The organism is Burkholderia sp. Bp8984, assembly GCF_003853755.1.
Taxonomy (GTDB): domain Bacteria; phylum Pseudomonadota; class Gammaproteobacteria; order Burkholderiales; family Burkholderiaceae; genus Burkholderia.
Map to the genome: position 1 here is coordinate 242,029 of NZ_QTQN01000002.1, position 26,638 is coordinate 268,666.

Consider the following 26,638-nt stretch of genomic DNA (forward strand, 5'->3'; position numbering starts at 1 on the left):
GATGCCGCTATCGGTCATCGAGGCACGCCTCGACGCCGACGCTCACTCCCACTCGATCGTCGCCGGCGGCTTGCCCGAGATGTCGTACACCACGCGGTTGATCCCGCGCACCTCGTTGATGATCCGGTTCGACGCACGGCCGAGCAGCGCGTACGGCAGGTGCGCCCAGTGCGCGGTCATGAAGTCGGTGGTCTGCACCGCGCGCAGCGACGTCACGTAGTCGTACGTGCGGCCATCGCCCATCACGCCGACCGACTTCACCGGCAGGAACACCGCGAACGCCTGGCTCGTCAGGTCGTACCAGGTCTTGCCGACGTCGGCCTCGCCACACAGGCCCGCTGCCGCGTCCTGCGCGGTGGCGGTCGTGCCGCGCAACTCCTCGATGAAGATCGCATCCGCGCGACGCAGCAGGTCCGCGTATTCGCGCTTCACTTCGCCGAGAATCCGCACGCCGAGGCCCGGGCCCGGGAACGGATGGCGGTACACCATCTCCGGCGGCAGGCCAAGCGCGACGCCGAGTTCGCGCACTTCGTCCTTGAACAGGTCGCGCAGCGGCTCGAGCAGCTTCAGGCCGAGCGTTTCCGGCAGGCCGCCGACGTTGTGGTGGCTCTTGATCGTCGTCGCCTTCTTGGTCTTCGTGCCGCCCGATTCGACCACGTCCGGATAGATCGTGCCCTGTGCGAGCCACTTCGCCTTCGACAGCTTCTTCGCCTCGGCCTGGAACACCTCGACGAACTCGCGGCCGATGATCTTGCGCTTCGCTTCCGGATCGGTCACGCCGGCCAGGTGGCCGAGGAACTGCTCGGATGCGTCGACGTGCACGACCTTCGCATGCAGGCGGCCCTCGAACATGTCGAGCACCATCTTGCCTTCGTTCAGGCGCAGCAGGCCGTGGTCGACGAACACGCAGGTCAGCTGGTCGCCGATCGCGCGGTGGATCAGCGCGGCCGCGACGCTCGAATCGACGCCGCCCGACAGGCCGAGAATCACTTCCTCGTCACCGACCTGCTCGCGAATCTTCGCGACGGCTTCCTCGATGTGGTTCTTCATGATCCAGTCGGGCTTCGCGCCGGCGATCTGCAGCACGAAGCGTTCGATGATCTGGCGGCCCTTCACCGTGTGCGTGACTTCCGGGTGGAACTGCACCGCGTAGTAGCCTCGCGCCTCGTCGGCCATGCCGGCGATCGGGCAGCTCGGCGTCGACGCCATCAGCGCGAAGCCCGGCGGCAGCTCGGCAACCTTGTCGCCGTGGCTCATCCAGACCTTCAGCATCCCGTGGCCTTCGTCCGTCTTGAAATCCTCGATGCCGTCGAGCAGGCGCGTATGGCCGTGCGCGCGCATTTCCGCATAGCCGAATTCGCGATGGTCGCTCCACTCGACCTTGCCGCCGAGCTGCACGGCCATCGTCTGCATGCCGTAGCAAATGCCGAGCACCGGCACGCCGAGATCCCACACGGCCTGCGGCGCGCGCAGCTGGTGGTCTTCGTACGTGCTCGCGTGGCTGCCCGACAGGATCACCGCCTTCGGCGCGAACTCGCGGACGAAGTCGTCGGACACGTCGTTCGGGTGGATTTCGCAGTAGACGTGCGCTTCGCGCACGCGGCGCGCGATCAGTTGGGTGACTTGCGAACCGAAGTCGAGAATCAGGATTTTGTCGTGCATGGCTGCGGACGGGATGAAGAGAATAAGAAAAGCAGCGCACGAAGCGCTGCGTCAAAAGCATGGACAGCGGCGTCGGGCGGCAGGCGGCTCGCGCGACGCATCGCCGGTCAATCCTGCAACGGCGGGCGGGCGTCGAATGCGACGCTGCCTGACGCGCGGTCGGATGCGGCCGACGTGGTGGCCGCGGCCGGCGCCGAGGGCGCCGCCGGACGGCTGACGACCGGTTCGACCCGCTGCCGCGGCGCGGAGGCCACCGCTGATTCGGCCGGGCGCTTCGCGTCCCGGGTGTCGGGCGCCTGCGCCCGTTCCACCCTTTCCGCCTTCTCGCGCCGCCGCACGGTCGATGCCAGCCGCACGCCACCGAGGCCCAGCAAGATCAGCGCGACCCCGGCCATCGCCGACAACACGCGGCCAGCGGCCGCGAGTGCGGGACCGTTGCCGGTGCCGAACGACCACACGACCGCCAGCACGCCGATCAGCCAGTTCACATGGCCGACCGCACGTGCGACGGGCGCCGTGAGATCACCGTTGAGCGCCGCATGAAACGCGAGCCACGCGAGGCCGAGCAGCGCGATGCCGAACGCCTGGCCGAGCATCGCCGGCTGGATGTTCGCCAGCTGCAGCGCGTTGAACAGCGCCTGCCAGGGCGTCAGCACGAACAGCACGCCGAACGCCAGCAGCAGCACGGCATCGACGATCAGCACGGCTCGCAGCAGCGGTTTCATCGGCGATCAGTCCACGTGGTAGTTCGGTGCTTCCTTCGTGATCTGCACGTCGTGCACGTGCGACTCGCGCATGCCCGCCGCGGTGATCTGGACGAATTCGGCCTTGTCGTGCAGTTCGTCGATCGTGCGGCAACCGCAGTAGCCCATGCTCGCGCGCACGCCGCCGACCAGCTGGAACAGGATCGCGTTGACCGAACCCTTGTACGCGACGCGGCCCTCGATGCCTTCCGGCACGAGCTTGTCGATGTTCGCCGAGTTGTCCTGGAAGTAGCGGTCCGCCGCGCCGTCCTTCATCGCGCCGACCGAACCCATGCCGCGGTACGACTTGTACTGGCGGCCCTGGTACAGGAACACGTCACCCGGCGCCTCTTCGGTACCCGCGAACATGCTGCCCATCATCACCGCGTTCGCGCCGGCCGCGAGGGCCTTCGACACGTCGCCCGAGAAACGCACGCCGCCGTCGGCGATGCACGGCACGCCGGTGCCCTTCAGCGCTTCCGCGACGTTCGCGATCGCGCTGATCTGCGGCACGCCGACGCCCGCGACGATCCGCGTCGTGCAGATCGAGCCCGGGCCGATACCGACCTTGACCGCGTCCGCGCCGTATTCGACGAGCGCCTTCGCGGCGGCGGCCGTCGCGATGTTGCCGCCGATCACCTCGACGTGCGGGAAGTTCTGCTTGACCCAGCGCACGCGCTCGAGCACGCCCTTGCTGTGGCCGTGCGCGGTATCGACGACGATCACGTCGACGCCGGCCTGCACCAGCAGCTCGACGCGCTCTTCGTTGTCCGGGCCGACGCCGACCGCCGCGCCTGCGCGCAGCTTGCCGTGTTCGTCCTTGCACGCATCCGGGTGTTCGGTCTGCTTCGTGATGTCCTTCACGGTCATCAGGCCGCGCAGTTCGAACGCGTCGTTGACGACCAGCACGCGCTCGAGGCGGTGGCTGTGCATCAGCGCCTTCGCTTCGGCGAGCGGCGTGCCTTCCTTGACGGTGACGAGACGCTCGCGCGGCGTCATGATCGACTTGACCGGTTCGTCGAGGCGCGATTCGAAACGCAGGTCGCGGTTCGTGACGATGCCGACGAGCTGCGGGCCTTCGACGACCGGGAAGCCCGAGATGCCATGCTGACGCGACAGCGCGATCACGTCGCGCACCTTCATCTGCGGCGGAACCGTGATCGGGTCGCGCACGACGCCCGATTCGAAACGCTTGACCTTCGCGACTTCGCGAGCCTGCTCGGCCGGCGTGAGGTTCTTGTGGACGATGCCCACACCACCCTGCTGCGCCATCGCGATCGCGAGGCGACCTTCGGTGACCGTGTCCATCGCGGCGGACACGAGCGGCATGTTCAGGGAGATGTTGCGGGTCAGCTTGGTCTTCAGGCTGGTGTCGCGCGGGAGAACGTCGGAAAAGGCGGGAACGAGGAGCACATCATCGAAAGTGAGTGCTTTTTGGATCAGACGCATGGCAAATCCTATGGGCGCAAAAGCGAATTATACGCGAAGCGCTGCGAATTTTCACAACACGAACAACGGGTTAGCCGCCTTCAGGCGCCCGGGGGCCGAATCGTTCGGATCGCCGTTCGGTTCGTTTTCGATCGCCTTTCGTTTCACCCCCGCATCGGCCCATTCGCGCAGCCGGCCGGAATCGGGCCGATCGCCCGCCGTTGCCGCACGACGCCGGACCTGCCGACGGCGCCTGCGCCGGCCCCGTTCGACGCGCGCCGGCAGCCCCGGGCGCCGCTAGGCCAGCCCGGCCGCGGCCCACGCGATCATCGCCGCGCCGGCGCCGATCGCGACCCCGCCGACGATCCGCGCGACGCGAACGCCGGCCGGCGCCAGCCGCTCGGCGGCGACCGCCACGGTCACGACGGCCATCACGCGCAGGTCCATCATGCCGGCCGCCAGTGCGACGGCCATCAGGTTCCCGCAGCAGGCACCGCACCGTAGCGCGGTACGCACGCCGTACCGCCACGCGACCGCAGCCCGGGCTGCCGCCCGCGGCGCGCATGCGTCGTCCGGCGCATGCCGGCAGCAAGCGAGCCGGCGCGCCTTCCAGCCGGAAAACTGCAGCACGCCCGCGCCGAGCACGATCGCGCCAGCCGCGAACGGCACCGTGGCGGCGAGCGCGGGCAGCCGCGCGGCGGCCGCCGCCCATGCAGTGCCGACCGGAAACACCAGCGCGCCGAGCGCCATCCACACGGAGAAATACGCGGTGCCCGCGACCGCGACGAACCATGCCGCACGCGCGTCGTCCGCCGCGCCGAGACGTTGCCGACATCGCCAGAGCACCGGCGCCAGCACCGGCAGCATCATCGTCACCGTCATCGCGCCCCACATCCCGGCGAATGCGGCGAACGCGCGCCCAGCCTGCCATCCGCACGGCCTGAGCCACCCGGCCGACAGCGTCCAGCCGCCGGCCATCGGCATGCCGCCCATCGCGTCCATCGATGCGTGCTGCGCGAGCGTCGCCCAGATCGCGGCGGCCCATACCGCGACGAGCGCGGCGCCGAACACCCGCCGGCCGCCGCCCGCGGCAGCAGCAACAGCCCGTTTCGTCGCCGTGCTCATCGCCCGCTCCCGCGGCTCGCCGGGCCGCGCTCAACCGCGTGCGTACTCGTCATGACGGCGCCACCACACGCCCGTCTCGTTGCGCCCGAGCGGCGCGCGATCGAGCCACTGGTACATCCCCCACAGCCCGTCGAGCCCGCGCGCGTACGTCGAATACGTGTGATAGACGATGCCGTCCTCGCGTACGAACGCGCTCATCCCCGGCCGGTCGCGCGCGTACGTCGCGGCGTCGGTGCCGCACGTCGCCGCGAACTGGGCGAGCGCGGCGGGCGGCGGGTCCATGTCCATCGCGTGGGCGGCGCGCGCATAGTTGTATTCGACGTCGCCGGCGCGCTGCTGCGCTTCGGTGAACGACACGTTGAAGTCAAAGTTGAACTCGCCGCCGTCCGACGACGCCCACGGAAAGTGCCAGCCCATCCGCTGCCGGTATGCCAGCAGCTTCGCAAGCGGCGCGCGCGACACCGCCGCGAGCGTCACGTCGTGGTTCGCGAGGTGGACCGCGAAACCGTCGAAGCCGTCGGCGAGCGCCGAGCACGACGGGCAGCCGGCCTTGTAGTCGGGGCCGAACATGAAGTGATAGACGAGCAGTTGCGAGCGGCCGCCGAACAGATCGTCGAGCGTCGCCGGGCCGCGTTCGGTGTCGAACCGGTAGGCCTTGTCGACGCGCACCCACGGCAGCGCCTGGCGCCGCCGCGCGAGTTCGTCGCCCTGCCGGGTCAGCGCCTTTTCCGCATCGAGCAGCGCGCGGCGCGCAGCCAGCCATTCGTCGCGCGTTCCGGTGAGATGGTTCGTCATTACGGGTTCCTCCTTTCGATGGATATCCGGGCACGGCGCATCTGCCGTGTGCGTGGTGCTAGATTAGGACCGGGCGTCGAACCGGAGGGAGTGACAACTGTGTCGGGATTCGGATGGATTCGCTGATCACGGCCGCCGCGCGGGCGCTCGCGGCGGGCGACCCGCTCGGCGCGCTGAACCGCGTCGCGTTGCGCGACGACGCACCGGCGCTCGCGTTGCGCGGAATCGCGATGGCCCAGCTCGGCGATTTCGAGCGCGCACGCGCGCTCGTGCGCAGCGCGGCTCGCGCGTTCGGCGCGAAGGAAGCCGTCGCGCGGGCGCGCTGCGTCGTCGCGGAGGCCGAGATCGCGCTGGCGTCACGCGACCTCGGCTGGCCGTCGCGCGCCCTCGACGCCGCCTGCGCGACGCTCGACGCACACGGCGACCGCACGAACGCCGCGCATGCGCGCTATCTCGGCGTGCGCCGGCTGCTGCTGATCGGGCACGTCGGGGATGCCGAACAGCGGCTCGCGAGCCTCGATCCCGCACCGCTGCCCGCCGCATCGCGCGCAGCTCATGAACTGATCGCGGCCGGCATCGCGATGCGCCGCATCCGCCCGCACGCGGCGCGCCTGGCGCTCGCCCGTGCGCGCGCGGCCGCACGGGACGCCGGCATCGCCGCGCTGACGGCCGAAGTCGACACGGCCGCCCGCATGCTCGATACGCCGGCCGCGCGACTCATCGCGCGCGGTGCGTCGCGGCTCGTGCTGCTCGACGAGGTCGAGGCGCTGCTGGCATCGAACGCGCTGGTCGTCGATGCATGCCGCCACGCGGTGCGCGACGCGCGCACGACCGTGTCGCTCGCACGCCGCCCGGTGCTGTTCGTGCTCGCCCGCGCACTGGGCGAGGCGTGGCCCGGCGACGTGTCGAGAAACACGCTCGTCGCCGCGGCGTTTCGCGCGAGACATGCGGACGAATCGCATCGCGCCCGCCTGCGCGTCGAGATCGGCCGCTTGCGCGCGGTGCTGCGGCCGCTCGCGAACATCACTGCGACGCCGAGCGGCTTCGCGCTCGAACCGCTCGGCCCGCACGAGGCCGTCGTGCTCGCGCGTCCGGTCGACGACCGCCACGCGGCCGTGCTCGCGCTGCTCGCGGACGGCGAGGCGTGGTCGAGCTCCGCGCTGGCGCTCGCACTCGGCGTGAACCCGCGCACCGTGCAGCGCGCGCTCGATGCGCTCGCCGAAGCGGACAAGGTGCAGGCGGTCGGCCGCGGTCGCGCGCGCCGCTGGATGACGCCGCCGCTGCCCGGATTCGCGACGACCTTGTTACTCCCCGCGCCGCTGCCGGGCGACTAGGATGGGGATACCAACGACGAGGTGACAAACATGAAACGCTCCACCGCAGACATCCTCCGCGAATACGGCCCGTTTCCGGGCGTCGACGGCGTACACGGCGTCACGTTCGACGGGCGGCACGTGTGGTTCGCGTCCGGCGACAAGCTGAACGCGCTCGACCCGGAACGCGGCACGACCGTGCGCGCACTCGACGTCGCCGCGCACGCAGGCACCGCGTTCGACGGGCGCCACCTGTTCCAGATCGTCGAGGACCGTATCGAGAAGATCGATCCCGACTCCGGCCGCGTGCTCGCGACGATCCCCGCGCCCGGCGGCGGCGCCGATTCGGGGCTGGCCTGGGCGGAAGGCACGCTGTGGGTCGGCCAGTACCGCGAACGCAAGATTCATCAGGTGGATCCGCAATCGGGCGCCGTGCTGCGCACGATCGAATCGAACCGCTTCGTCACCGGCGTGACGTGGGTCGACGGCGAGCTGTGGCACGGCACCTGGGAAGCGGACGAGAGCGCGTTGCGGCGGATCGACCCGCGCACCGGGCAAGTGCTCGAACAGGTCGACATGCCGCCCGGCGTCGGCGTGTCGGGGCTGGAGTCCGACGGCCGCGACCTCTTCTACTGCGGCGGCGGCAACAGCGGCAAGCTGCGCACCGTGCGCCGCCCCGCGCGTGCAGCCGCGGCGGGCGACAGTGCTGCGGCGGCCGAGCCGGTCGAGCGCTGATCGGTTGATCGTCGAAGGGCAACGCGACCCACCGCAGCCCCCGGTCAAACAGGACCGGGTCGCGGCGGCGCTTGCAGCCGATCCTTCCCACGTCCCGCTCCCGAGTGCAGGAATGAACAAGACGCGGTCGCGCCGCCGTCGTTAAGATGCGCGCTCGTCAGTCTTTCGTTCGGAGCAGTCGATGCAGCGCGGTGTGGTGTATGGCGTCCTCGCGGGCGCGTTGTGGGGCATGGTCTTTCTCGTGCCGCGGCTGATGACCGACTTCTCGCCGCTGCTGCTGAGCGCGGGCCGCTATGCGATGTACGGCCTCGTGTCGCTGGCGGCGGCCCTGCCGGCCGCCCGCTCGCTGCTCGCCCGGCTGACCCGCGAGGACCTCGTCGCGCTCGCGAAGCTCGCGCTGATCGGCAACGTTGCGTACTACATGCTGCTGTCCGGTGCCGTGCACCTGATCGGCATCGCACCCAGCTCGCTGATCGTCGGCGTGCTGCCCGTGACCGTCACGCTCGCGGGCGTCGGCGACCACGGCGCGATGCCGCTGCGGCGCCTCGCCGCCCCGCTCGCGCTGGTGATCGCCGGCATCGTCTGCATCAACGTCGACCTCTTCACGTCGGAAGCCGCGCAGGCGACGACGCTCGGCCAGAAGCTCGCGGGCATCGCGTGCGCAAGCGGCGCGCTCGCGAGCTGGACCTGGTACGCGGTCGCGAACACGCGCTACCTGCAGCGCCACCCTCATTTCGGCGGCAACGAGTGGTCGGTGCTGTGGGGTGTCGTGACGGGGCTGATCGGCGGCCTCTGCTGGCTCGCGATCCTCGCGCTGCCGGCCGGCACGGTGCAGGCCGCCGTTCCGGCATCGCGCTGGCACCTGTTCTGGCTGCTGAACCTCGTGCTTGCGATCGGCGCGTCGTGGCTCGGCAACGGACTGTGGAACGCGGCGTCGAAGCGGCTGCCGCTCACGCTGTCCGGCCAGCTGATCGTGTTCGAAACCGTGTTCGCGATGCTCTATGCGTTCGTCTACGATCAGCGGATGCCGCGCGTACTCGAGATCGTGGCGCTCGCCCTGCTGCTGGCGGGCGTCTACGGGTCGGTGCGCCGGCACAACGACACGCATGCGGGCGGCAACATGCCCGGCAGCGCGGCCGTGAACGCGAACGTCACGGCGCACTGAGCGCCGCCGCGCCTGGTCTGACGAATCGGAACGGAGAAGATGCAGCAACGCCGACGCGACGCGTCAGCGCGCGTCCTTGTGCATCCACTTGCGGCCCTCGACGGAGCCCTCGCGGCGGGTCTTGTCGACGCGCCGCTGACGCGCGAGCTTCGGATCGACGATCAACGGGCGGTAGATCTCGACGCGGTCGTGGTCGGCGAGCGGCGCGTCGAGCGGCGCGAGCTTGCCGAATATGCCGGTTTTCGTGTGCGCGAGGTCGATTTCCGGGTGCAGCGCGAGCACGCCGCTCGCGTCGATCGCCGCGCGCACGGTCGCGCCTTCGGGCAGCGACACCGGAATCAGCGTCTGGCGATCCGGCAGCGCGTAGCAGACTTCGATCGACAGCATCGCGTCACCCCTTCCCGTAGCGCTGGTCGGCGCGCTTGACGAACGAATCGACGAACGTGTTCGCGATATGGCTGAACACCGGCCCGATGATCTTCTCGAGCAGGATGCTCGAGAACTCGTAGTGCAGCGCGAATTCGATCTTGCATGCATCGGCGCGCAGCGGGATGAAGCGCCACGAGCCCGTGAACTTCCGGAACGGGCCGTCCGCGAACTCCATGTCGATCCGCGTCGGGCGCTGCTGCGTGTTGCGCGTCGCGAAATGCTGCTTGATGCCCTTGAAGTTGATGTCGATGCGCGCTTCCATCCCGCTGTCGTCCTGACGGCGAATCTCGACGCCACCGCACCAGGGCAGGAAATTGGGGTAATCGGCCACGTCGGTGACGAGGTCGAACATCTGTTCCGCCGAATGACGGATCAATACGGTTTTCTGGACATCTGCCATAAATCGCGCGGCATCGCTCGAGGTGAGAACGCAAGCCGGGCGATTCCCGCCCTGCTTTGCTAAAATCGTGATTTTAAACGAGTTGGCCCGATCCTTTCATGAGCATCATCGACAACAGGAAAGCGCACTTCGATTATCACATCGAGGAACGCTACGAGGCGGGGCTCGTGCTCGAGGGCTGGGAAGTCAAGGCGCTGCGCGCCGGGCGCGGCCAGATCAAGGAAGGCTACGTCGTGGTGAAGAACGCCGAGATCTTCCTGATCGGCACCCACATCAGCCCGCTGCCCGAAGCCTCGACGCACATCAAGCCCGATCCGGTCCGCACGCGCAAGCTGCTGCTGCACCGTGACGAAATCAAGAAACTGATCGGCAAGGTCGAGCAGCGTGGCTACACGCTCGTGCCGCTGAACTTCCACTACAAGGGCGGTCGCGTGAAATGCGACATCGCGCTCGCGAAGGGCAAGAAGCTGCACGACAAGCGCGAAACCGAGAAGAAGCGCGACTGGGAACGCGAAAAGGCGCGCATCATGCGCGCCGGCACCTGACGCTCGGGAAAGCCAGCCTCGCAAACGACACGGCCCGCTCGAAGCGGGCCGTGTCGTTTGCGATGCGAAGCGCATGAGCGGCTGCCGGACCGCCGCTCGCGTTCCGGGACGAACCGCTGCGCAGCCTGCGCTGCTGACATGCGGGCGCGATCGCGCCCGAGGTCGCGCGACGATTCGCCGCATGCCGGGCACATAACGAGCACATGACCGGCACATACCGGGCACACGACGGGCACACGAGCGGCGCACACCCGGCGACGCTCGCGGCGATCGCCGGCACGCGTAACCCGCGCGTGCCGCTCAGCCCCGCCCGCTCGCCGCCGGTGCCGCGTTCTTGACGATCGTCAGCGCCGACGCGATCGCGGTGCCGAGATCCGACAAGTTCGCCGGCACGATCAGCGTATTGCCCTGTTTCGCGAGGTTCGAGAACGCGCCGACGTACTGCTCGGCGACCTTCAGGTTCACGGCATCCATCCCGCCCTGCGACTGGATCGCGTTCGCGATCTTCTGGATCGCCTGCGCGTTCGCCTCGGCCACCGCGAGAATCGCGGCCGCCTCGCCCTGCGCCTGGTTGATCGCGGCCTGCCGCTCGCCTTCCGACTTCTGGATCGCCGCTTCGCGCGCGCCCGACGCGAGGTTGATCTGCTCCTGCTTGCGGCCTTCGGAAGCAGCGATCAGCGCGCGCTTTTCCCGCTCCGCGGTGATCTGCGCCTGCATCGCATGGAGGATCTCCTTCGGCGGCGTCAGGTCCTTGATCTCGTAGCGCAGCACCTTCACCCCCCAGTTCGCGGCGGCCTGGTCGAGCGCCGACACGATGTTGTGGTTGATGAAGTCGCGCTCCTCGAAGGTCTTGTCGAGTTCGAGCTTGCCGACCACCGAGCGCAGCGTCGTCTGCGCGAGCTGCGTGATCGCGAGCACGAAGTTGCTCGACCCGTACGACGCCTTCATCGGATCGGTCACCTGGAAGTACAGCACGCCGTCGACCTGCAGCTGCGTGTTGTCGCGCGTGATGCAGACCTGGCTCGGCACGTCGAGCGGGATTTCCTTCAGCACGTGCCTGTAGGCGATCCGGTCGACGAACGGCAGCACGATATTGAGACCGGGCGACAGCGTCGCGTGATAGCGCCCGAAGCGTTCGAGCACCCACGCATGCTGCTGCGGCACGATCTTCACCGTCTTCGACACGATCACGATGGCGATGACGAGCAGGACGACCCAGATGATCAGCGAATCCATGAAATATTCCCTCCTTGTTGTATCAGTGGACGATCAGCCCGCGGGTTTCGCGATGACGACGAGACTGTTGCCGCGCACGGCACGCACCTGATACACGCGTGCATCGTCGCGCTCGCCGGCCGCGAGTTCGACGTCCCAGTCGGCGCCGCGATACTGCACGCGCGCGCGGCGGTCGTGCCACGCGTCGACCGTGACGGTCGCGCCGATATCGAGATTGACGTCCGGATTCGTCGACGTGTCGCGCTTCTGCTTGCGCCCGAGCCCCGAGCGGCGCAGCACGATCATCGCGACGATCGCGACCACGGCGGCCGCACCGAACTGCACGTGCGGCGCGAAACCGGCGAGCTGCAGCAGCGCGCCCGCGAGAAAGCCGAGCGCGATCATCAGCAGATAGAACGTGCCGGTCAGCAATTCGGCGACGACCAGCACGCCGACTCCGACCCACCAGAACAGATGTCCCGACATCATTGTGGTCTCCCGAAAAACGTCCCCGCTGCTCACTATATTCGCTGCGCGCCCGCCCGTGGGTCGCGGTCGACACGCATGACGCAACGCGGCGCGTACCGACGAAAAAAAACACCCCGGCGCTTACCGGGGTGTTTATAACACGAACCTTGCATTTTGCCTTCAACGCAAGCGCGGCGTACCGCGCTTGCGCCGAATAAGCGTTACCGACCGTTACTTCCGGTTGGCGAGCGCCTGCCACGTATCGATGATCGTGTCCGGGTTCAGCGAGATCGACACGATGCCTTCGTCGGTCAGCCATTGCGCGAAGTCCGGGTGATCGGACGGGCCCTGGCCGCAGATACCGACGTACTTGCCCATCTTGCGGCAGGTATCGATCGCACGCTTGAGCAGGAACTTGACGGCCGGGTCGCGTTCGTCGAAGTCGACGGCCAGCAGTTCCATGCCCGAGTCACGGTCGAGGCCGAGCGTGAGCTGCGTGAGGTCGTTCGAACCGATCGAGAAACCGTCGAAGTGCTCGAGGAACTCTTCTGCGAGGATCGCGTTGGTCGGGACTTCACACATCATCACGAGGCGCAGGCCGTTTTCACCGCGCTTCAGGCCGAACTTCTCGAGCAGGCCGACGACACGCTCCGCCTGCTTCACGGTACGCACGAACGGCACCATGATCTCGACGTTGGTCAGGCCCATCTCGTCGCGCACGCGCTTCAGTGCACGGCATTCCATCTCGAACGCCTGCGCGAAGTCTTCGGCGATGTAACGCGACGCGCCGCGGAAGCCCAGCATCGGGTTTTCCTCGTCCGGCTCGTAGCGCGAACCGCCGATCAGCTTCTTGTACTCGTTCGACTTGAAGTCGGACAGACGCACGATCACGGGCTTCGGATAGAACGCCGCGGCGATCGTCGCGACGCCTTCCGTCAGCTTGTCGACGTAGAACTGGCGCGGCGACGCGTGACCGCGCGCGACGCTCTCGACCGCCTTCTTCAGGTCCTGGTCGATGTTCGGGTACTCGAGGATCGCCTTCGGGTGCACGCCGATGTTGTTGTTGATGATGAACTCGAGACGTGCGAGGCCAACACCACCGTTCGGCAGTTGCGAGAAGTCGAACGCGAGCTGCGGGTTGCCGACGTTCATCATGATCTTGACCGGGATTTCCGGCAGTTCGCCGCGCTGCACTTCCGTGACTTCCGTCTCGAGCAGCCCGTCGTAGATCTTGCCTTCGTCGCCTTCCGCGCACGACACCGTGACGAGCGCGCCGTCCTTCAGCACGTCGGTCGCGTCGCCGCAGCCGACGACTGCCGGCACGCCGAGCTCACGCGCGATGATCGCCGCGTGGCAGGTGCGGCCGCCACGGTTCGTGACGATCGCCGCCGCACGCTTCATCACCGGCTCCCAGTTCGGGTCGGTCATGTCCGCCACCAGCACGTCGCCCGGCTGCACGCGTTCCATTTCCGACGGGTCCTGGATCACGCGCACGGGGCCCGCGCCGATCTTCTGGCCGATCGCGCGGCCCGTTGCCAGCACCTGCGACTGGCCCTTCAGCTTGAAGCGCTGCTCGGCCTTGCCGCTCGCCTGGCTCTTCACCGTTTCCGGACGCGCCTGCAGGATGAAGATCTTGCCGTCGCGGCCGTCCTTGCCCCACTCGATGTCCATCGGACGCTGGTAGTGCTTCTCGATGATGACCGCGTACTTCGCGAGTTCGATCACGTCTTCGTCGGTGATCGAGTAGCGGTTGCGCTGCTCGTGCGGCACGTCGACCGTCTTCACGCGGCCCGGCTCGCCCGGCTGCGTGAATTCCATCTTGATCAGCTTCGAGCCGATCGAGCGGCGGATGATCGGGTACTTGTCCTGTGCGAGCGTCGTCTTGAACACGTAGAACTCGTCCGGGTTCACGGCGCCCTGCACGACGGTTTCGCCCAGGCCGTAGCTCGACGTGATGAACACGGCGTCCTTGAAGCCCGATTCGGTGTCGATCGTGAACATCACGCCGGCCGCGCCGACGTCCGAGCGGACCATGCGCTGCACACCGGCCGACAGCGCGACTTCAGCGTGCGTGAAACCCTTGTGCACGCGATACGAGATCGCGCGGTCGTTGTACAGCGACGCGAACACGTGCTTCATGCGGTCGAGCACGTCGTCGATGCCGACGACGTTGAGGTACGACTCCTGCTGGCCGGCGAACGACGCGTCGGGCAGGTCTTCCGCGGTCGCGGACGAACGCACGGCGAACGACAGCTCGCCCGGCGAGCCGTTCTTCAGGATTTCGAACTGTGCGCGGATTTCCTCCTCGAGACGTGCCTGCAGCGGCGCGTCGACGATCCACTTGCGGATTTCGGCACCGGCTTCGGCGAGCGCCTTCACGTCGTCGATGTCGAGCGACTCGAGACGCTTGGCGATGCGATCGGTCAGATCGTTGTGCTTGAGGAAATCGCGGAATGCGAGCGCGGTCGTGGCGAAACCGGTGGGTACGCGAACGCCTGCTTCGGAAAGCTGGCTGATCATCTCGCCGAGCGACGCATTCTTGCCGCCCACGATCTCCACATCGGTCATCCGCAACTGCTCGAACGGGATTACATACGCCTGGTCCTTTGCGACGTTTGCTGCGTTAGTCATACAAGCCCCTAAGTGTGAAAAAAATGCTCGATTGCGCAAGTGGGCTCGGACGCGGGCGCTTGCAAAAAGGCGCGGCGCGTCTTGCGCAACCTGTTGGAGAAACAATCGCAGGCGGGAAATCTTCCGACCCGATTTGCAAAAATCCCGGCAGAAGGGCGATATATTCAGACGAATCGCCGAACTTGCCGGGAGTTCTGGAACGTTCGCGGCAAGTCTGGCGTGCCGTTCGCACCCCGCCCCCGCAATTGCTTATCCAACAGGTTGCCGCTATTCTACCGTGCCGGCTGCCGGATGTGGCGCGACCTTGTCACTGTGCCTGGAGGCGGACCTCCAGCCGCCCGCGCAACCGCCCTTCACGCTCGACGCCCAGATTCATGCTGCCTACCGTTTTCATCGTCTCCGACGGCACCGGGATCACTGCCGAAACCTTCGCGCACTCGATCCTCTCCCAGTTCGACCAGAAATTCCGGCTCGTGCGCGTGCCGTTCGTCGACTCGCTCGACAAGGCCTTTTCGACCGTCGAGAAGATCAACGAAGCCGCAGTGCACGACGGCCGCCGCGCGATCGTGTTCACGACGCTCGTCGACAGCGAGTCGAACGACATCGTCAAGCGCTCGAACGCGCTCGTGCTGGACATGTTCCAGCGCTTCGTCGAGCCGCTCGAGCAGGAACTGGAGCTGAAGTCGAGCCACGCGATGGGCCGCGGCCACCAGAACGCCGACACCGAGGAATACAAGACGCGGATCGAGGCGATCAACTTCTCGCTCGCGCACGACGACGGCCAGTCGAACCGCAACCTGTCGGAAGCCGACGTGATCCTGGTCGGCGTGTCGCGCAGCGGCAAGACGCCGACGAGCCTGTATCTCGCGATGCAGTACGGCGTGAAGGCCGCCAACTATCCGCTGATTCCGGAAGACTTCGAGCGCGGCAAGCTGCCGTCGGCGCTGTCGCCGCATCGCGACAAGCTGTTCGGGCTGTCGATCGATCCGCAGCGCCTGTCGGAGATCCGCAACGAGCGCCGCCCCGGCAGCAAGTACGCGGCGCCCGAGAATTGCCGCTACGAGATCAACGAGGCCGAGGCGATGATGCGCCGCGAAGGGATCAAGTGGCTGTCGTCGACGCACAAGTCGATCGAGGAGATCGCGACGACGATCCTGCAGGAAATCCGCCTCGACCGGCAGTCGTACTGACGACCGGCGCGCGGGCGGCCGCCGGGCCGCCGTCGCCAGAAGCAACAAGGCCGCGTCGAACGCGGCCTTGTTTCGTGGTGCGGGATACCGCGCGGCCAACGCCGCGCGTCACGTCATCAAGTCATGCGCGACGCTGCTGCCGCACCTGCTCGAACAGGCACACCGCCGCCGCAGCCGCCACATTCAGCGACTCCATGCCGCCCGGCTGCGGGATCGTCACGCGATGCGTGGCCACGTCGCGCCAGAACGCCGACACGCCGGCGCCCTCGTTGCCGAACACCCATGCGACGGGACCGGCCAGGTCGCAGTCGTAGATCGCCTGCGCGCCGTGCGAATCGGTCAGCGCGACCGGCACGTCGAGGCGTTCGGCGAGCGCGCCGGCCTCGACATCCTCGTGGATCGACAGCAGGAAGTGCGCGCCCATTCCCGAGCGCAGCACCTTCGACGACCACGCATAGGCGGTGCCCGGCGCGCAGAACACGTGCCGCACACCGGCCGCGGCCGCGCTGCGCAGGATCGAGCCGACGTTGCCGGCGTCCTGCACGCCGTCGAGCACGACCGACGTGTGCGTGACACGCTCCGGCAGCGGCTGCGCGGGACGATCGACGAGCAGCAGGAAACCGACGCCGCTCACCACGTTCGACAGTTGTCCGAACAGCGCATCGGGCAGCGTGACGACCCGCTGCACGTCGACGCGCGCGATGATCGCCTGCGCTTCGTCGTGCGCGAGCGCGCCTTCGGTGGCGACGCACAGCTCGGGTATCGCGCCCGTATCGAGATACGCGCTGGCGAGGTGAAAACCTTCGAGCAGCGCCTGGCCGCCGCGGCGCTGCTGGGACGTCGAACCCGCAAGCGCCTTCAGGCGCTTGTACAGCGGGTTGTCGCGGGAAGTAATGCTTTTCATCGAATCAGGTCGAGTGCCGCGCGCACGGGTGCGAACGAGCGCCGATGCGCTTCGCACGGGCCGTGCTCGCGCAGCGCGGCGAGATGTTTCTCGGTGCCGTAGCCCGCATGCACGTTGAACCCGTACACCGGGAAGCGTTCGTGCAGCTCGACGAGCATGCGGTCACGCGCGACCTTCGCGAGGATCGACGCGGCCGAGATGCTCGGCACGAGCGCGTCTCCGCTGACGATCGCCTCGGCACGCACCATCAGCGTCGGGCAGCGGTTGCCGTCGATCTGCGCGAGCGTCGGCAGCACCGACAGGCCTTCGACGGCCCGCTTCATCGCGAGCATCGTCGCGTGCAGGATGTTGAGCGTGTCGATCTCGTCGACGCTGGCCGACGCGACGCAATACGCACGCGAGCGCGCGACGATCAGGTCGTACAGCGCGTCGCGCTTTTTCGCGGACAGCGCCTTCGAATCGTCGAGCCCGTCGATCGGCTGCGCGGGATCGAGGATCACCGCGGCGGCGACCACCGGCCCCGCGAGCGGGCCGCGGCCCGCTTCGTCGACGCCGCAGACGATCTCGTCGGGCCGGCTGAAGTCGAAGCCGCCCTGCACGTCGGTCGACGCGCGGCGGCGTGGTGCACGAGCTGCCGTCATGCGCGCCCCTTGCGTTGCTCGAGTACGCGCACGACCGCTTCGGCCGCCTTCGCGGCCGTGTTCTGCCGCAGCGAGAGATGCATTTCGGTAAACACTTCGGTCAGCGTGCGGCGGTTCGCGTCGTCGCGCAGCTGCGTGAGCGTCGCATCGGCGAGCGCCTCGGGCGTCGCGAAATGCTGCAGCAGCTCGGGCACGACGAAGCGCCCCGCCAGGATGTTCGGCAAGCCGACGTACGGCAGATAGCCCTGCCGGCGCATGATCTGTCCGGTCAGCCAGGGCACCTTGTACGAGATCACCATCGGCTTTTTCAGCAGCGCGGCTTCCAGCGTGACGGTGCCGCTCTTCACGAGGATCGCGTCGGCGGCCGTCATCGCAACCTGCGAGCGGCCGTCGGTGATCGTCAGCGCGAGTTGCGGATGGGCGTCGACGAGCGGCTGCAGCAGTTCGCGCAGCGCGGGCGTCGCCGCCGGCATCACGAACCGCACGCCGGGCTCGCGCTGCTGCATCAGCGCCATCGCGGCGAAGAACGTCGGGCCGATCAGCCCGATCTCCGAGCGCCGGCTGCCCGGCAGCACCGCGATCACGGGGCCCTCGGCCGGCAGGCCGAGCGCGATGCGCGCGCCGTGCGTGTCGGGCTCGAGCGGAATCTCGTCGGCCAGCGGGTGGCCGACATACGTCGACGCGACGCCTGCCTTGTCGAGGATCGCCGGTTCGAACGGGAACAGGCACAGCATGTGGTCGACGGACTTCGCGATCTTCTTGATCCGGCCGCCGCGCCACGCCCAGATCGACGGGCACACGAAGTGGATCGACGGGATGCCCGCGTCGCGCGCGGCCTGCTCCACGCTGAAGTTGAAATCGGGCGCGTCGACGCCGATGAAGGCGTCGGGCCGCTCCGCGAGCAGCTGGCGCTTCAGCTCGCCGCGAATCCGCAGGATCTCGGGAATCTGGCCCAGCGCCTCGACGTAGCCGCGCACCGTCAGCTTGTCCATCTGCCAGTGCGAGTCGAAGCCGTGCGCGAGCATCCGCTGCCCGCCGATCCCGTAGTAGCGGGTCGATGCGGGCAGCCGCGCCTGAAGCCCGCCGAGCAGCGACGCCGCGAGCAGGTCGCCCGACGGCTCGCCGGCCACCATCGCGAGCCGGAGCTGATTGGTCGGGAGCGACATCGCTTAGCGGATGATGCCGCGTTGGGACGCGTCGATGAACTCGACGAGCGCGGTGACCGCTGCGTCGCCTTCGCCGCCCGCGGCCGCCAGCTCGCGCAACTGCACCTTCGCTTCCTCGAGCGACAGGCCGTTCTTGTACAGCAGGCGGTACGCGCTGCGCAGCGCCGAGATCGCGTCGGGCGAGAAACCGCGCCGGCGCAGGCCTTCGACGTTGATGCCGTGCGGCTCGGCCTTGTTGCCGGCCGCGATCACGAACGGCGGCACGTCCTGCACGAGCGCCGAGGCGCCGCCCAGCATCGAGTGCGCGCCGATGCGCACGAACTGGTGCACACCGGACATCCCGCCGACGATCGCAAAGTCGCCGATCTCGACGTGACCGGCCATCTGCGCGTTGCTCGACAGGATCACGTTGTTGCCGACGCGGCAGTCATGGCCGATGTGCACATAGGCCATGATCCAGTTGTCGTCGCCGAGCGTCGTCACGCCGACGTCCTGCACGGTGCCGGTGTGGATCGTCGTGAATTCGCGGATCGTGTTGCGGTTGCCGATCACGAGCTTCGTCGGCTCGTCCTTGTACTTCATGTCCTGCGGACGGCCGCCCACCGACGCGTAATGGCCGATGCGGTTGTCCTCGCCGAGCGTCGTGTGACCTTCGATCACGCTGTGCGAGCCGATCGTCGTGCGCGCGCCGATCGTGACGTGCGGCCCGACGATCGCGTACGGCCCGATCTCGACGGACTCGTCGATCTGTGCGCCCGGTTCGACGATCGCGGTAGGATGAATCCTGGTCATGCGCCGTTGCCTCTCGATGTGATGTGTCGCGTTGCCCGCGTTACGTTACCCATGCGTGCCGCGTCGCTCAGGGCGCCGCGTCGGCCGTCTTGACCGTGCACATCAGTTCGGCTTCCGCCGCCACCTTGCCGTCCACTTCCGCCACTGCCTTGAACTTCCAGATGCCGCGGATGTAACGTTCGAACGTCACGTTCAGAATCAGCTGGTCGCCCGGTTCGACCACGCGCTTGAAGCGCGCGCCGTCGATCCCGACGAAGTAGTACAGCGTGTTTTCCGGATCCTTCGGCTGCTCTTCCGAGAACGTCAGCAGCGCGGCCGCCTGAGCGAGCGCCTCGAGGATCAGCACTCCCGGCATCACCGGCCGCTTCGGGAAGTGCCCCTGGAAGAACGGCTCGTTGATCGACACGTTCTTCAGCGCTTTGATCCCCTTGTGCGGCTCGAGTTCGAGCACGCGATCGACGAGCAGAATCGGATAGCGATGCGGCAGCAGCGTGAGGATCTTGTGGATGTCGAGATTGATTTTTTCAGTGCTCATGATGGTTCGTCTCACGCAGAGGCTGCGCGGTGGTGATGCAAAGGCTGAAGCGGGCCGCCGTGCGGCCCAGTCTGGCAAACCGGGCCGGATGCGCTGGCCGTGCCCGGTTCGTGGTCTCGCATGGTGTCGGTCAGGCGTGCGTGCCGCCCTGGGCGGCCAGCGCGGTTTCGAGCGCCTTGATGCGGTCGCGCAGCTTGTCGAGGTTGCGCACGAGCGCGGCGCTCCGGTTCCATTCGCCGTGGTCGACGGCCGGGAACGCGCTCGTGTAGATGCCGGCCTTCGGCAGCGACTTCGACACGCCCGAATTCGCCGTGATGATGACATAGTCGCCGAGCGTCACGTGGCCGGCGATCCCCGCCGCGCCGCCGATCATGCAGTGGCGGCCGATCGTCGTGCTGCCCGCGATGCCCGCCTTGCCGGCGATCACCGTGTAGGCGCCGATCCGGCAGTTGTGGGCGATCTGCACCTGGTTGTCGATCTTCACGCATTCTTCGATGACGGTGTCCGCCATCGCGCCGCGGTCGATCGTCGTGTTCGCGCCGATCTCGACGTCCGGGCCGATCGACACGCCGCCGACCTGCGGGATCTTGACCCAGCTGCCGGTGCGCGCGTCGCCGTCGCCGACGAAATCCGGCGCGAAACCGAAGCCGTCGGAACCGATCACGGCACCCGCGTGGATGATCGCGCGCGGGCCGATCTTGCAGCCGTGGTACACCGACGCGTTCGGATACAGGTGCGAGCCGGCGCCGATCGTCGTGCCGCGGCCGACGAACACGTTCGCGTCGAGTTGCACGTCGTCTTCGATCACCGCGCCGGCCTCGACCGTCACGTGCGGGCCGATCACCGCGGTCGCGGCGACCTGCGCGGCCGGATCGATCGTCGCGCTCGGATGCACGCCGGCCGCGCGCGGCGGCGTGGCGAGATCGATGAACATCTGCGCGACGCGCGCGAAGTACGCGTACGGATTCGGCGTCACGATGAAGTTGCGGCCGCTCGCGGCCGCGCCCAGCTTTTCGAGATCCTTCGGCGCGATCAGCACCGCGCCGGCGCGGGTCGTCTCGACCTGCGACAGGTACTTCGGGTTCGCGAGAAACGCGAGTTGCTGAGGGCCTGCCTGGTCGAGCGGCGCGAGGCCGCCCACCTTGCACCGGGCGTCGCCGGCGATCTCGCCGCCGAACCGCGTTACGAGTGCCTCAAGCGTCAATGCCATTCGTCGTCTGCTCCGTTCAGTTCGTCGAGCCGGACGCGAGCGCCTTGAGCACCTTGTCGGTGATGTCGATGCGCGGGCTGACGTACACGGCTTCCTGCACGATCAGGTCGTAATTCTGCTGCTCGGCGATCTGCTTGATGACCTTGTTCGCACGCTCCAGCACGGCCGCGAGCTCCTCGTTGCGGCGCTGGTTCAGGTCTTCGCGAAACTCGCGCTGCTTGCGCTGGAAGTCGGTGTCGAGCTGCGCGAGATCGCGCTGCTTCTGCGCGCGATCGGCCGCCGACAGCGACGCACCGTTCTTGTCCAGCGAATCGGACATCGACTTCAGGCGCGCCGCGAGGTCCTGCAGATCCTTGTCGCGCTTCGCGAACTCGGCTTCGAGCTTCGTCTGCGCCGCCTTGGCGGGCGCCGACTCGCGCAGGATCCGATCCGAATTGACCGCCGCGATGCGGGCGACGTCCTGAGCATGCGCCGTCGCCGCGCCCAAGGCCAGCGCAACGGTCAGCGCACACATCACTCGTTTCGAAAACTTACCGGTTAGCAAAATTACCCTCTCGTTACTGTTGTCATGCGTTCGATCAGAACGCCGTCCCGATCTGGAACTGGAATTTCTGGTACTGGTCGCCTTCGTGCTTCTGCAGCGGGAAGCCGAGGCTCAGCTTCAGCGGGCCGATCGGCGAGATCCACGCGAGACCCACACCGTAGCCGTAACGCAGGCCGTTCGCGCCGGTACTCGTGCCGCCCGGCGCGTTGCCCCACACGTTACCGCCGTCGAGGAACGTGAACACGCGCAGCGTGCGGTCGTAGCCGGTGCCCGGCAGCGGGAACGTCAGCTCGATGTTGCCGACCACCATCTTCGAACCGCCGATCGGGTCGTTCGTCTTCGTGTCGCGCGGGCCCAGCGAGCTCGGCTCGTAGCCACGCACGGAGCCGATACCGCCCGCGTAGTAGTTCTTGAAGATCGGGTACGGGTTGCCGATGCCGTTACCGTAGCCGCCTTGCAGGTTCAGGCCCAGGATGAAGCCGCGCGAGAACGAATAGTAGTACTGCGCCTGCAGGTCGGCCTTGTAGTACTGGATCTTGCCGACCGGCACGCCGTATTCGACGTTCGCCTGCGTGAAGTAGCCGCGGCTCGGGATCAGCGCGCTGTCACGCGCGTCGCGCGACCATGCCACCGTCAGCGGCACCGTGTTCGACACGCGGCCGAACTCGTTCACGTAATCCTGGTAGCTCTGCGGCGTGTTCGAGTCGACGTCGAGACGGTTCTGCTCGAAGCCCGCGCCGAAGTAGACGGTGTCGACTTCCGAGAACGGAATGCCGAACTTCAGGTTGCCGCCCGCGCTGATGATCCGGAAGCTCGAGCTCGTCGAGTAGTAAAGCGGCTGGTACGTGCGGTAGTAGACGTCGGTGATCCGCTTGATGCCGTCGACCGTGAAGTACGGGTCGACCTGCGTGACGGTCAGCGTGCGGTAGCTCTTCGCGGTGTTGACGTTCACCGACAGGCTCGTGCCCGAGCCGAACACGTTGTCCTGCGACACGCCGGCCGACAGCACCACCTTGTCCGTCGACGAGAAGCCCGCGCCCAGCGTGATCGCGCCGGTCGGCTTTTCGTCGACCTTCACGTTCACGTCGACCTGGTCGTTCGTGCCTTCGACCGGCACCGTCGTCACGTCGACGTTGGTGAAATAGCCGAGACGGTTCACGCGGTCCTTCGACAGCGCGAGGCGGTTCGAATCGAACCACGAGCTTTCGAGCTGGCGCATTTCGCGGCGCACGACTTCGTCGCGCGTGCGCGTGTTGCCGACCACGTTGATGCGGCGCACGTACACGCGGCGGCTCGGATCGACGACGAGGTTCAGGTTCACCTTGTGGTTCGCCTGGTCGATGTCCGGCTGCGCGTTGACGGTCGCGAATGCGTAGCCGTATTCACCGAGCTTGTCGACGATCGACTTCGTCGTTTGCTGCAGCTTTTCGGCCGAGAAGCGATCGCCCGGCTTGATCTTGATCAGCTTGTTCAGTTCGGCTTCGCGATCGAGCAGGTTGCCCGACAGCTTGATGCCCGACACCGTGTACGGCTCGCCTTCGTGCAGCGTGACCGTCAGGTACATGTCCTTCTTGTCGGGCGAGATCGACACCTGCGTCGATTCGATGTTGAACTCGAGGTAGCCGCGGTTCAGGTAGTACGAGCGCACGGCCTCGAGGTCGCCCGTGAGCTTTTCCTTCGAGTACAGGTCGTTCTTCGTGTACCAGGAGAACCAGTTCGGCGTCGACAGCTGCATTTCGTCGCGCAGCGTGCTGGTGCTGAACGCCTTGTTGCCGATGAAGTTGATCTGGCGGATCTTCGCGCTCGGGCCTTCGGCGACCGCGAACAGGATCGACACGCGGTTCGCGTCGACCGGCGTGATCGTCGTCTTGACCTCGGCCGCATAGAAGCCGCGCGTCAGGTACTGACGCTTGAGCTCCTGCTCCGCCTTGTCGACGAGCGCCTTGTCGTAGTAGCGGCCGTCGGCCAGACCCACCGCGCGCAGAGCCTTCGTCAGGTTGTCCTTGTCGAATTCCTTCGTGCCGGTGAAGTCGATCGACGCGATGGCCGGACGCTCCTGCACCTGCACGATCACGACGTTGCCCTGGGTGGCGATGCGCACGTCGTTGAAGAAGCCCGTCGCGTACAGCGCGCGGATTGCTTCGGATGCCTTGTCGTCGGTGAAGGTATCGCCCTGCTTGATCGGCAGGTAGGCGAACACCGAACCGGCTTCGACGCGCTGCAACCCCTCGATCTTGATGTCTTGCACCACGAACGGTGCCGCTGCATGCGCCGCGAGGCCGTGCGCGGCGAGCGCGGCCGCTGCAACTGTCTTAGGTACAAAGCGATGAGGTTTGAACAACGTGCATCCCCAATATTTAGCTGCATCAAATCAGGCGGCGGCCGACTGGCCGCCGCCTGACGCTTCAGAAATGGATTAACCGAGCCAGGTCGTTGAACAGCGCGATCGCCGACAACGCGACGATGCAGATCAACCCGGCTCTTTGCAGAATCAGCTGCCAGCGCTCCGATACGGCTTTCCCGGTCGCGGCTTCAACCAGATAATATAACAGATGCCCCCCGTCCAAAACGGGAATCGGCAGCAAGTTCAGCACCCCGAGGCTAATGCTGACAAGGGCGAGGAACGACAGGAAGGCCGACGGACCGAGCCGCGCGCTCTTGCCCGCGTAGTCCGCAATCGTCACCGGGCCGGACAGGTTCTTCAGCGAAGCATCGCCCGTGATCATCCGCCCGAACATCCTCAGCGAGTAAACGGCGATGTCCCACGTGCGGTGCGCGCCGAGGCGCAGACTCTCGATCGGCCCGTAGCGGACGTCGACCGACGGCGTGTGCATCGACAGCGCCGCGCCGATGCGGCCGACCTGCTGCCCCGTTTCGTCGTCGCGCTGCGCCTGCGGCACGATCGACACCGTCCGGGAGGCACCGCCGCGCTCGATCTGCAGTTCGACCGCCTGGCCCGCATGGTGCTTCACCGCGTCGATGAAGCGCGTGGCGCCGCCGATGGGCTTGCCGTCGAGCGCGAGCAGCTTGTCGCCGGCCTTCAGGCCCGCCTGCTCGGCCGCGCTGCCGGGCTGCACCGACGCCACCGACAGCGCGCCGCCGCCGGTCTCGAAGCCCAGGTGCAGCATGAAATCGTCGTCGAGCGCGCTTTCGGGAACATTGCGCAGGTCGACGCGGAAGTCGAACGTCGCCGCGCCGCCGTCGCGCGCGCCGAGCACGACCTCGCGATGATCGAACGCGGCCGCCAGCAGCTTCCAGCGCAGGTCCGACCACGAGCGCACCGGCACGGCGTCGCCGCCCTGCGCGTCGCCTACGCGCACGTCGCGGATCGATACGATCGTCTCGCTGCCGTCGAAGCCCGCGCGGGCGGCCGCCGTGCCGGCGGCCGGCGGCGCGAGCACCGCGGCCGGCTCGGTCACGCCGGTTGCGAATACGGCGGAAAACAGGACGATTGCCAACAGGAAGTTCGCGATCGGGCCGGCGGCGACGATCGCGATGCGCTTGAACACCGATTGCCGGTTGAACGCCTGGCCGAGCTCCTCGGGTTTGACGCCCGCCCCCGGCTCGCGCTCGTCGAGCATCTTCACGTAGCCGCCGAGCGGCAGCGCGGAGAGCGTCCATTCGGTGCCCGTCTTGCGGCTGACCCAGCGCGCGACGGGCTGGCCGAAGCCGATCGAGAAACGCAGCACCTTCACGCCGCACCAGCGCGCGACGCGATAATGTCCGTACTCATGCACGACGACCAGCACCCCGATCGCCACCGCAAACGCGATCAGTTCGACCAGCACGTTCATGAGCACCTCATTCAGACAGTGCGCTCCACGCGTGGCGCAGGCGCTTTCGCAATGATCTCGGCAGCGAGGCGGCGTGCCTCGGCATCCGCCGCAAGGACGTCGTCGAGCCCGTTCGGGTTGCGGTTCGGCAGTGCGTTGAGCACCGCGTCGACCGTCGCCGCGATCGCCATGAAGCCGATCCGGCGCTCGAGAAACGCTTCGACCGCGATTTCGTTCGCCGCGTTCAACGCGGCGCTCGCGATGCCGCCCTCCTCGAGCGCCTTCAGCGCGAGCGCGAGGCACGGGAAGCGCGTGTAGTCGGGCTTCTCGAACGACAGCTGGGCGATCTGCGCGAGGTCGAGCTGCTCGACACCGGCGTCGACGCGCTCCGGGAACGCCAGCGCGTGCGCGATCGGCGTACGCATGTCGGGGTTGCCGAGCTGCGCGAGCACCGAGCCGTCGCGGTACGACACGAGCGAATGGATCACGCTCTGCGGGTGGATCAGCACGTCGATCCGGTCGCCCGGCAGGCCGAAGATCCAGTGCGCCTCGATCACTTCGAGGCCCTTGTTCATCATCGTCGCGGAATCGACGGAAATCTTGCGGCCCATCACCCAGTTCGGATGCTTGCAGGCCTCGTCCGGCGTCACGTCGACGAGCGTGGCCGGCTCGCGCGTGCGGAACGGGCCGCCCGACGCGGTCAGGATGATCTTCGAGATCCCGCCGTGCTCGTTCGCGTCGCGCGGCATGCACTGGAAGATCGCGTTGTGTTCGCTGTCGACCGGCAGCAGGATCGCGCCATGGTCGCGCACGGCGTCCATGAAGATCGCGCCCGACATCACGAGCGATTCCTTGTTCGCGAGCAGGATGCGCTTGCCGGCGCGCGCGGCCGCCAGGCTCGGCGCGAGGCCGGCCGCGCCGACGATCGCCGCGACGACCGTGTCGCAGCCGTCGCTGTTCGACACGTCGACGAGCGCCTGCGGCCCGTACAGCACCGTGGTCTTGTTGCCCGCCGCGCGCAGCTTCGCCTCGACGTGCGCTGCCGTGTTCGCATCGCCGACCACCGCGACTTCGGGTGCGAAGCGCAGGCACTGCTCGACGAGCTTGTCGCCATTGCGGTGCGCGGTCAACGCATAGACCGAGAAACGCTCGGGATGGCGGGCGACCACGTCAAGCGTGCTGTCTCCGATCGAGCCCGTGGAACCGAGCAGTGTCAGACGTTTTTGCAT

The 26,638-nt window shown here is 67.5% G+C and carries 25 protein-coding genes; 5 read left to right on the top strand and 20 right to left on the bottom strand.

Annotated features, from left to right (window positions below):
* Window positions 1-42: 42 nt before the first annotated feature.
* The 5 genes from guaA to DID98_RS03275 form a co-directional block, all read right to left on the bottom strand.
* A complete protein-coding gene (guaA, locus tag DID98_RS03255) occupies window positions 43-1,662 on the bottom strand; it encodes a glutamine-hydrolyzing GMP synthase (RefSeq protein WP_124520026.1) in 1,620 nt (539 codons plus the stop codon).
* Between the two features lie 107 nt (window positions 1,663-1,769).
* Window positions 1,770-2,387, bottom strand: a complete 618-nt coding sequence (locus tag DID98_RS03260) for a hypothetical protein (RefSeq protein WP_124570228.1) — start codon at window positions 2,385-2,387, stop codon at window positions 1,770-1,772.
* 6 nt (window positions 2,388-2,393) lie between these two features.
* Window positions 2,394-3,854, bottom strand: coding sequence for an IMP dehydrogenase (gene guaB, locus DID98_RS03265; protein ID WP_059464274.1), 1,461 nt, complete (start codon window positions 3,852-3,854; stop codon window positions 2,394-2,396).
* A gap of 276 nt (window positions 3,855-4,130) precedes the next feature.
* Window positions 4,131-4,958, bottom strand: a complete 828-nt coding sequence (locus DID98_RS03270) for a DUF2182 domain-containing protein (RefSeq protein WP_124570229.1) — start codon at window positions 4,956-4,958, stop codon at window positions 4,131-4,133.
* A gap of 30 nt (window positions 4,959-4,988) precedes the next feature.
* Window positions 4,989-5,753, bottom strand: a complete 765-nt coding sequence (locus DID98_RS03275; protein ID WP_124570230.1) for a DUF899 domain-containing protein — start codon at window positions 5,751-5,753, stop codon at window positions 4,989-4,991.
* A 113-nt stretch (window positions 5,754-5,866) separates the two neighbouring features.
* Between DID98_RS03275 and DID98_RS03280 the strand changes: the two genes are divergently transcribed.
* From DID98_RS03280 to DID98_RS03290, 3 genes are all read left to right on the top strand, one after another.
* Entirely contained in the window at window positions 5,867-7,087 is a 1,221-nt protein-coding gene (locus DID98_RS03280) for a helix-turn-helix domain-containing protein (protein WP_124520213.1), read from the top strand.
* Between the two features lie 30 nt (window positions 7,088-7,117).
* Window positions 7,118-7,801 carry a glutamine cyclotransferase gene (locus tag DID98_RS03285; protein WP_124570231.1) on the top strand — a complete coding sequence of 228 codons (684 nt, stop codon included), beginning with the start codon at window positions 7,118-7,120 and terminating at the stop codon, window positions 7,799-7,801.
* A 181-nt stretch (window positions 7,802-7,982) separates the two neighbouring features.
* Window positions 7,983-8,966, top strand: coding sequence for a DMT family transporter (locus tag DID98_RS03290; protein ID WP_124570232.1), 984 nt, complete (start codon window positions 7,983-7,985; stop codon window positions 8,964-8,966).
* Window positions 8,967-9,029: 63 nt separating this feature from the next.
* Here DID98_RS03290 and DID98_RS03295 read toward each other — a convergent pair whose 3' ends face one another.
* Together DID98_RS03295 and DID98_RS03300 are read right to left on the bottom strand one after the other, a co-directional pair.
* Window positions 9,030-9,353 (bottom strand): RnfH family protein, encoded by a 324-nt coding sequence (locus DID98_RS03295; protein WP_124520012.1) that lies wholly within the window; start codon window positions 9,351-9,353, stop codon window positions 9,030-9,032.
* A 4-nt stretch (window positions 9,354-9,357) separates the two neighbouring features.
* On the bottom strand, window positions 9,358-9,795 hold the full coding sequence (locus DID98_RS03300; protein ID WP_044843759.1) for a type II toxin-antitoxin system RatA family toxin: 438 nt from the start codon (window positions 9,793-9,795) through the stop codon (window positions 9,358-9,360).
* Between the two features lie 98 nt (window positions 9,796-9,893).
* Here DID98_RS03300 and smpB point away from each other — a divergent pair, with 98 nt between their 5' ends.
* Window positions 9,894-10,340: an SsrA-binding protein SmpB gene (gene smpB, locus DID98_RS03305; RefSeq protein WP_050012888.1), complete on the top strand. Its 447-nt coding sequence runs from the start codon at window positions 9,894-9,896 to the stop codon at window positions 10,338-10,340.
* Window positions 10,341-10,640: 300 nt separating this feature from the next.
* Here the strand turns inward: smpB and DID98_RS03310 are convergent, their stop codons facing one another.
* The 3 genes from DID98_RS03310 to ppsA form a co-directional block, all read right to left on the bottom strand.
* On the bottom strand, window positions 10,641-11,576 hold the full coding sequence (locus DID98_RS03310; protein WP_044843761.1) for an SPFH domain-containing protein: 936 nt from the start codon (window positions 11,574-11,576) through the stop codon (window positions 10,641-10,643).
* 33 nt (window positions 11,577-11,609) lie between these two features.
* The gene (locus DID98_RS03315) at window positions 11,610-12,044 is read right to left on the bottom strand and encodes an NfeD family protein (protein ID WP_044843762.1); all 435 of its coding nucleotides are present in this window, start codon (window positions 12,042-12,044) and stop codon (window positions 11,610-11,612) included.
* 210 nt (window positions 12,045-12,254) lie between these two features.
* On the bottom strand, window positions 12,255-14,654 hold the full coding sequence (gene ppsA, locus DID98_RS03320; protein WP_124486193.1) for a phosphoenolpyruvate synthase: 2,400 nt from the start codon (window positions 14,652-14,654) through the stop codon (window positions 12,255-12,257).
* Between the two features lie 374 nt (window positions 14,655-15,028).
* On the opposite strand from ppsA, the gene DID98_RS03325 reads away from it, so the two are divergent.
* Entirely contained in the window at window positions 15,029-15,844 is an 816-nt protein-coding gene (locus tag DID98_RS03325) for a pyruvate, water dikinase regulatory protein (protein WP_044843764.1), read from the top strand.
* A gap of 121 nt (window positions 15,845-15,965) precedes the next feature.
* Here DID98_RS03325 and DID98_RS03330 read toward each other — a convergent pair whose 3' ends face one another.
* From DID98_RS03330 to DID98_RS03375, 10 genes are all read right to left on the bottom strand, one after another.
* Window positions 15,966-16,748, bottom strand: coding sequence for an RNA methyltransferase (locus tag DID98_RS03330; protein WP_124486192.1), 783 nt, complete (start codon window positions 16,746-16,748; stop codon window positions 15,966-15,968).
* Window positions 16,745-17,389, bottom strand: coding sequence for a ribonuclease HII (gene rnhB / locus DID98_RS03335; protein WP_044843766.1), 645 nt, complete (start codon window positions 17,387-17,389; stop codon window positions 16,745-16,747). Before rnhB ends, DID98_RS03330 begins: the two co-directional genes overlap by 4 nt.
* A complete protein-coding gene (gene lpxB / locus DID98_RS03340) occupies window positions 17,386-18,555 on the bottom strand; it encodes a lipid-A-disaccharide synthase (protein ID WP_124486191.1) in 1,170 nt (389 codons plus the stop codon). The genes rnhB and lpxB overlap by 4 nt, the downstream gene beginning before the upstream one ends.
* A 3-nt stretch (window positions 18,556-18,558) precedes the next feature.
* On the bottom strand, window positions 18,559-19,347 hold the full coding sequence (lpxA, locus tag DID98_RS03345; RefSeq protein ID WP_044843768.1) for an acyl-ACP--UDP-N-acetylglucosamine O-acyltransferase: 789 nt from the start codon (window positions 19,345-19,347) through the stop codon (window positions 18,559-18,561).
* A 67-nt stretch (window positions 19,348-19,414) separates the two neighbouring features.
* The gene (fabZ, locus tag DID98_RS03350; protein WP_006402657.1) at window positions 19,415-19,882 is read right to left on the bottom strand and encodes a 3-hydroxyacyl-ACP dehydratase FabZ; all 468 of its coding nucleotides are present in this window, start codon (window positions 19,880-19,882) and stop codon (window positions 19,415-19,417) included.
* A gap of 130 nt (window positions 19,883-20,012) precedes the next feature.
* A complete protein-coding gene (lpxD, locus tag DID98_RS03355) occupies window positions 20,013-21,092 on the bottom strand; it encodes a UDP-3-O-(3-hydroxymyristoyl)glucosamine N-acyltransferase (protein ID WP_124570233.1) in 1,080 nt (359 codons plus the stop codon).
* Window positions 21,093-21,108: 16 nt separating this feature from the next.
* On the bottom strand, window positions 21,109-21,606 hold the full coding sequence (locus DID98_RS03360; protein WP_040144479.1) for an OmpH family outer membrane protein: 498 nt from the start codon (window positions 21,604-21,606) through the stop codon (window positions 21,109-21,111).
* Between the two features lie 64 nt (window positions 21,607-21,670).
* Window positions 21,671-23,977: an outer membrane protein assembly factor BamA gene (gene bamA, locus DID98_RS03365; protein ID WP_044843770.1), complete on the bottom strand. Its 2,307-nt coding sequence runs from the start codon at window positions 23,975-23,977 to the stop codon at window positions 21,671-21,673.
* Window positions 23,978-24,041: 64 nt separating this feature from the next.
* Window positions 24,042-25,430, bottom strand: coding sequence for an RIP metalloprotease RseP (gene rseP / locus DID98_RS03370; protein WP_124486188.1), 1,389 nt, complete (start codon window positions 25,428-25,430; stop codon window positions 24,042-24,044).
* A gap of 11 nt (window positions 25,431-25,441) precedes the next feature.
* On the bottom strand, window positions 25,442-26,638 hold the full coding sequence (locus tag DID98_RS03375; protein WP_044843772.1) for a 1-deoxy-D-xylulose-5-phosphate reductoisomerase: 1,197 nt from the start codon (window positions 26,636-26,638) through the stop codon (window positions 25,442-25,444).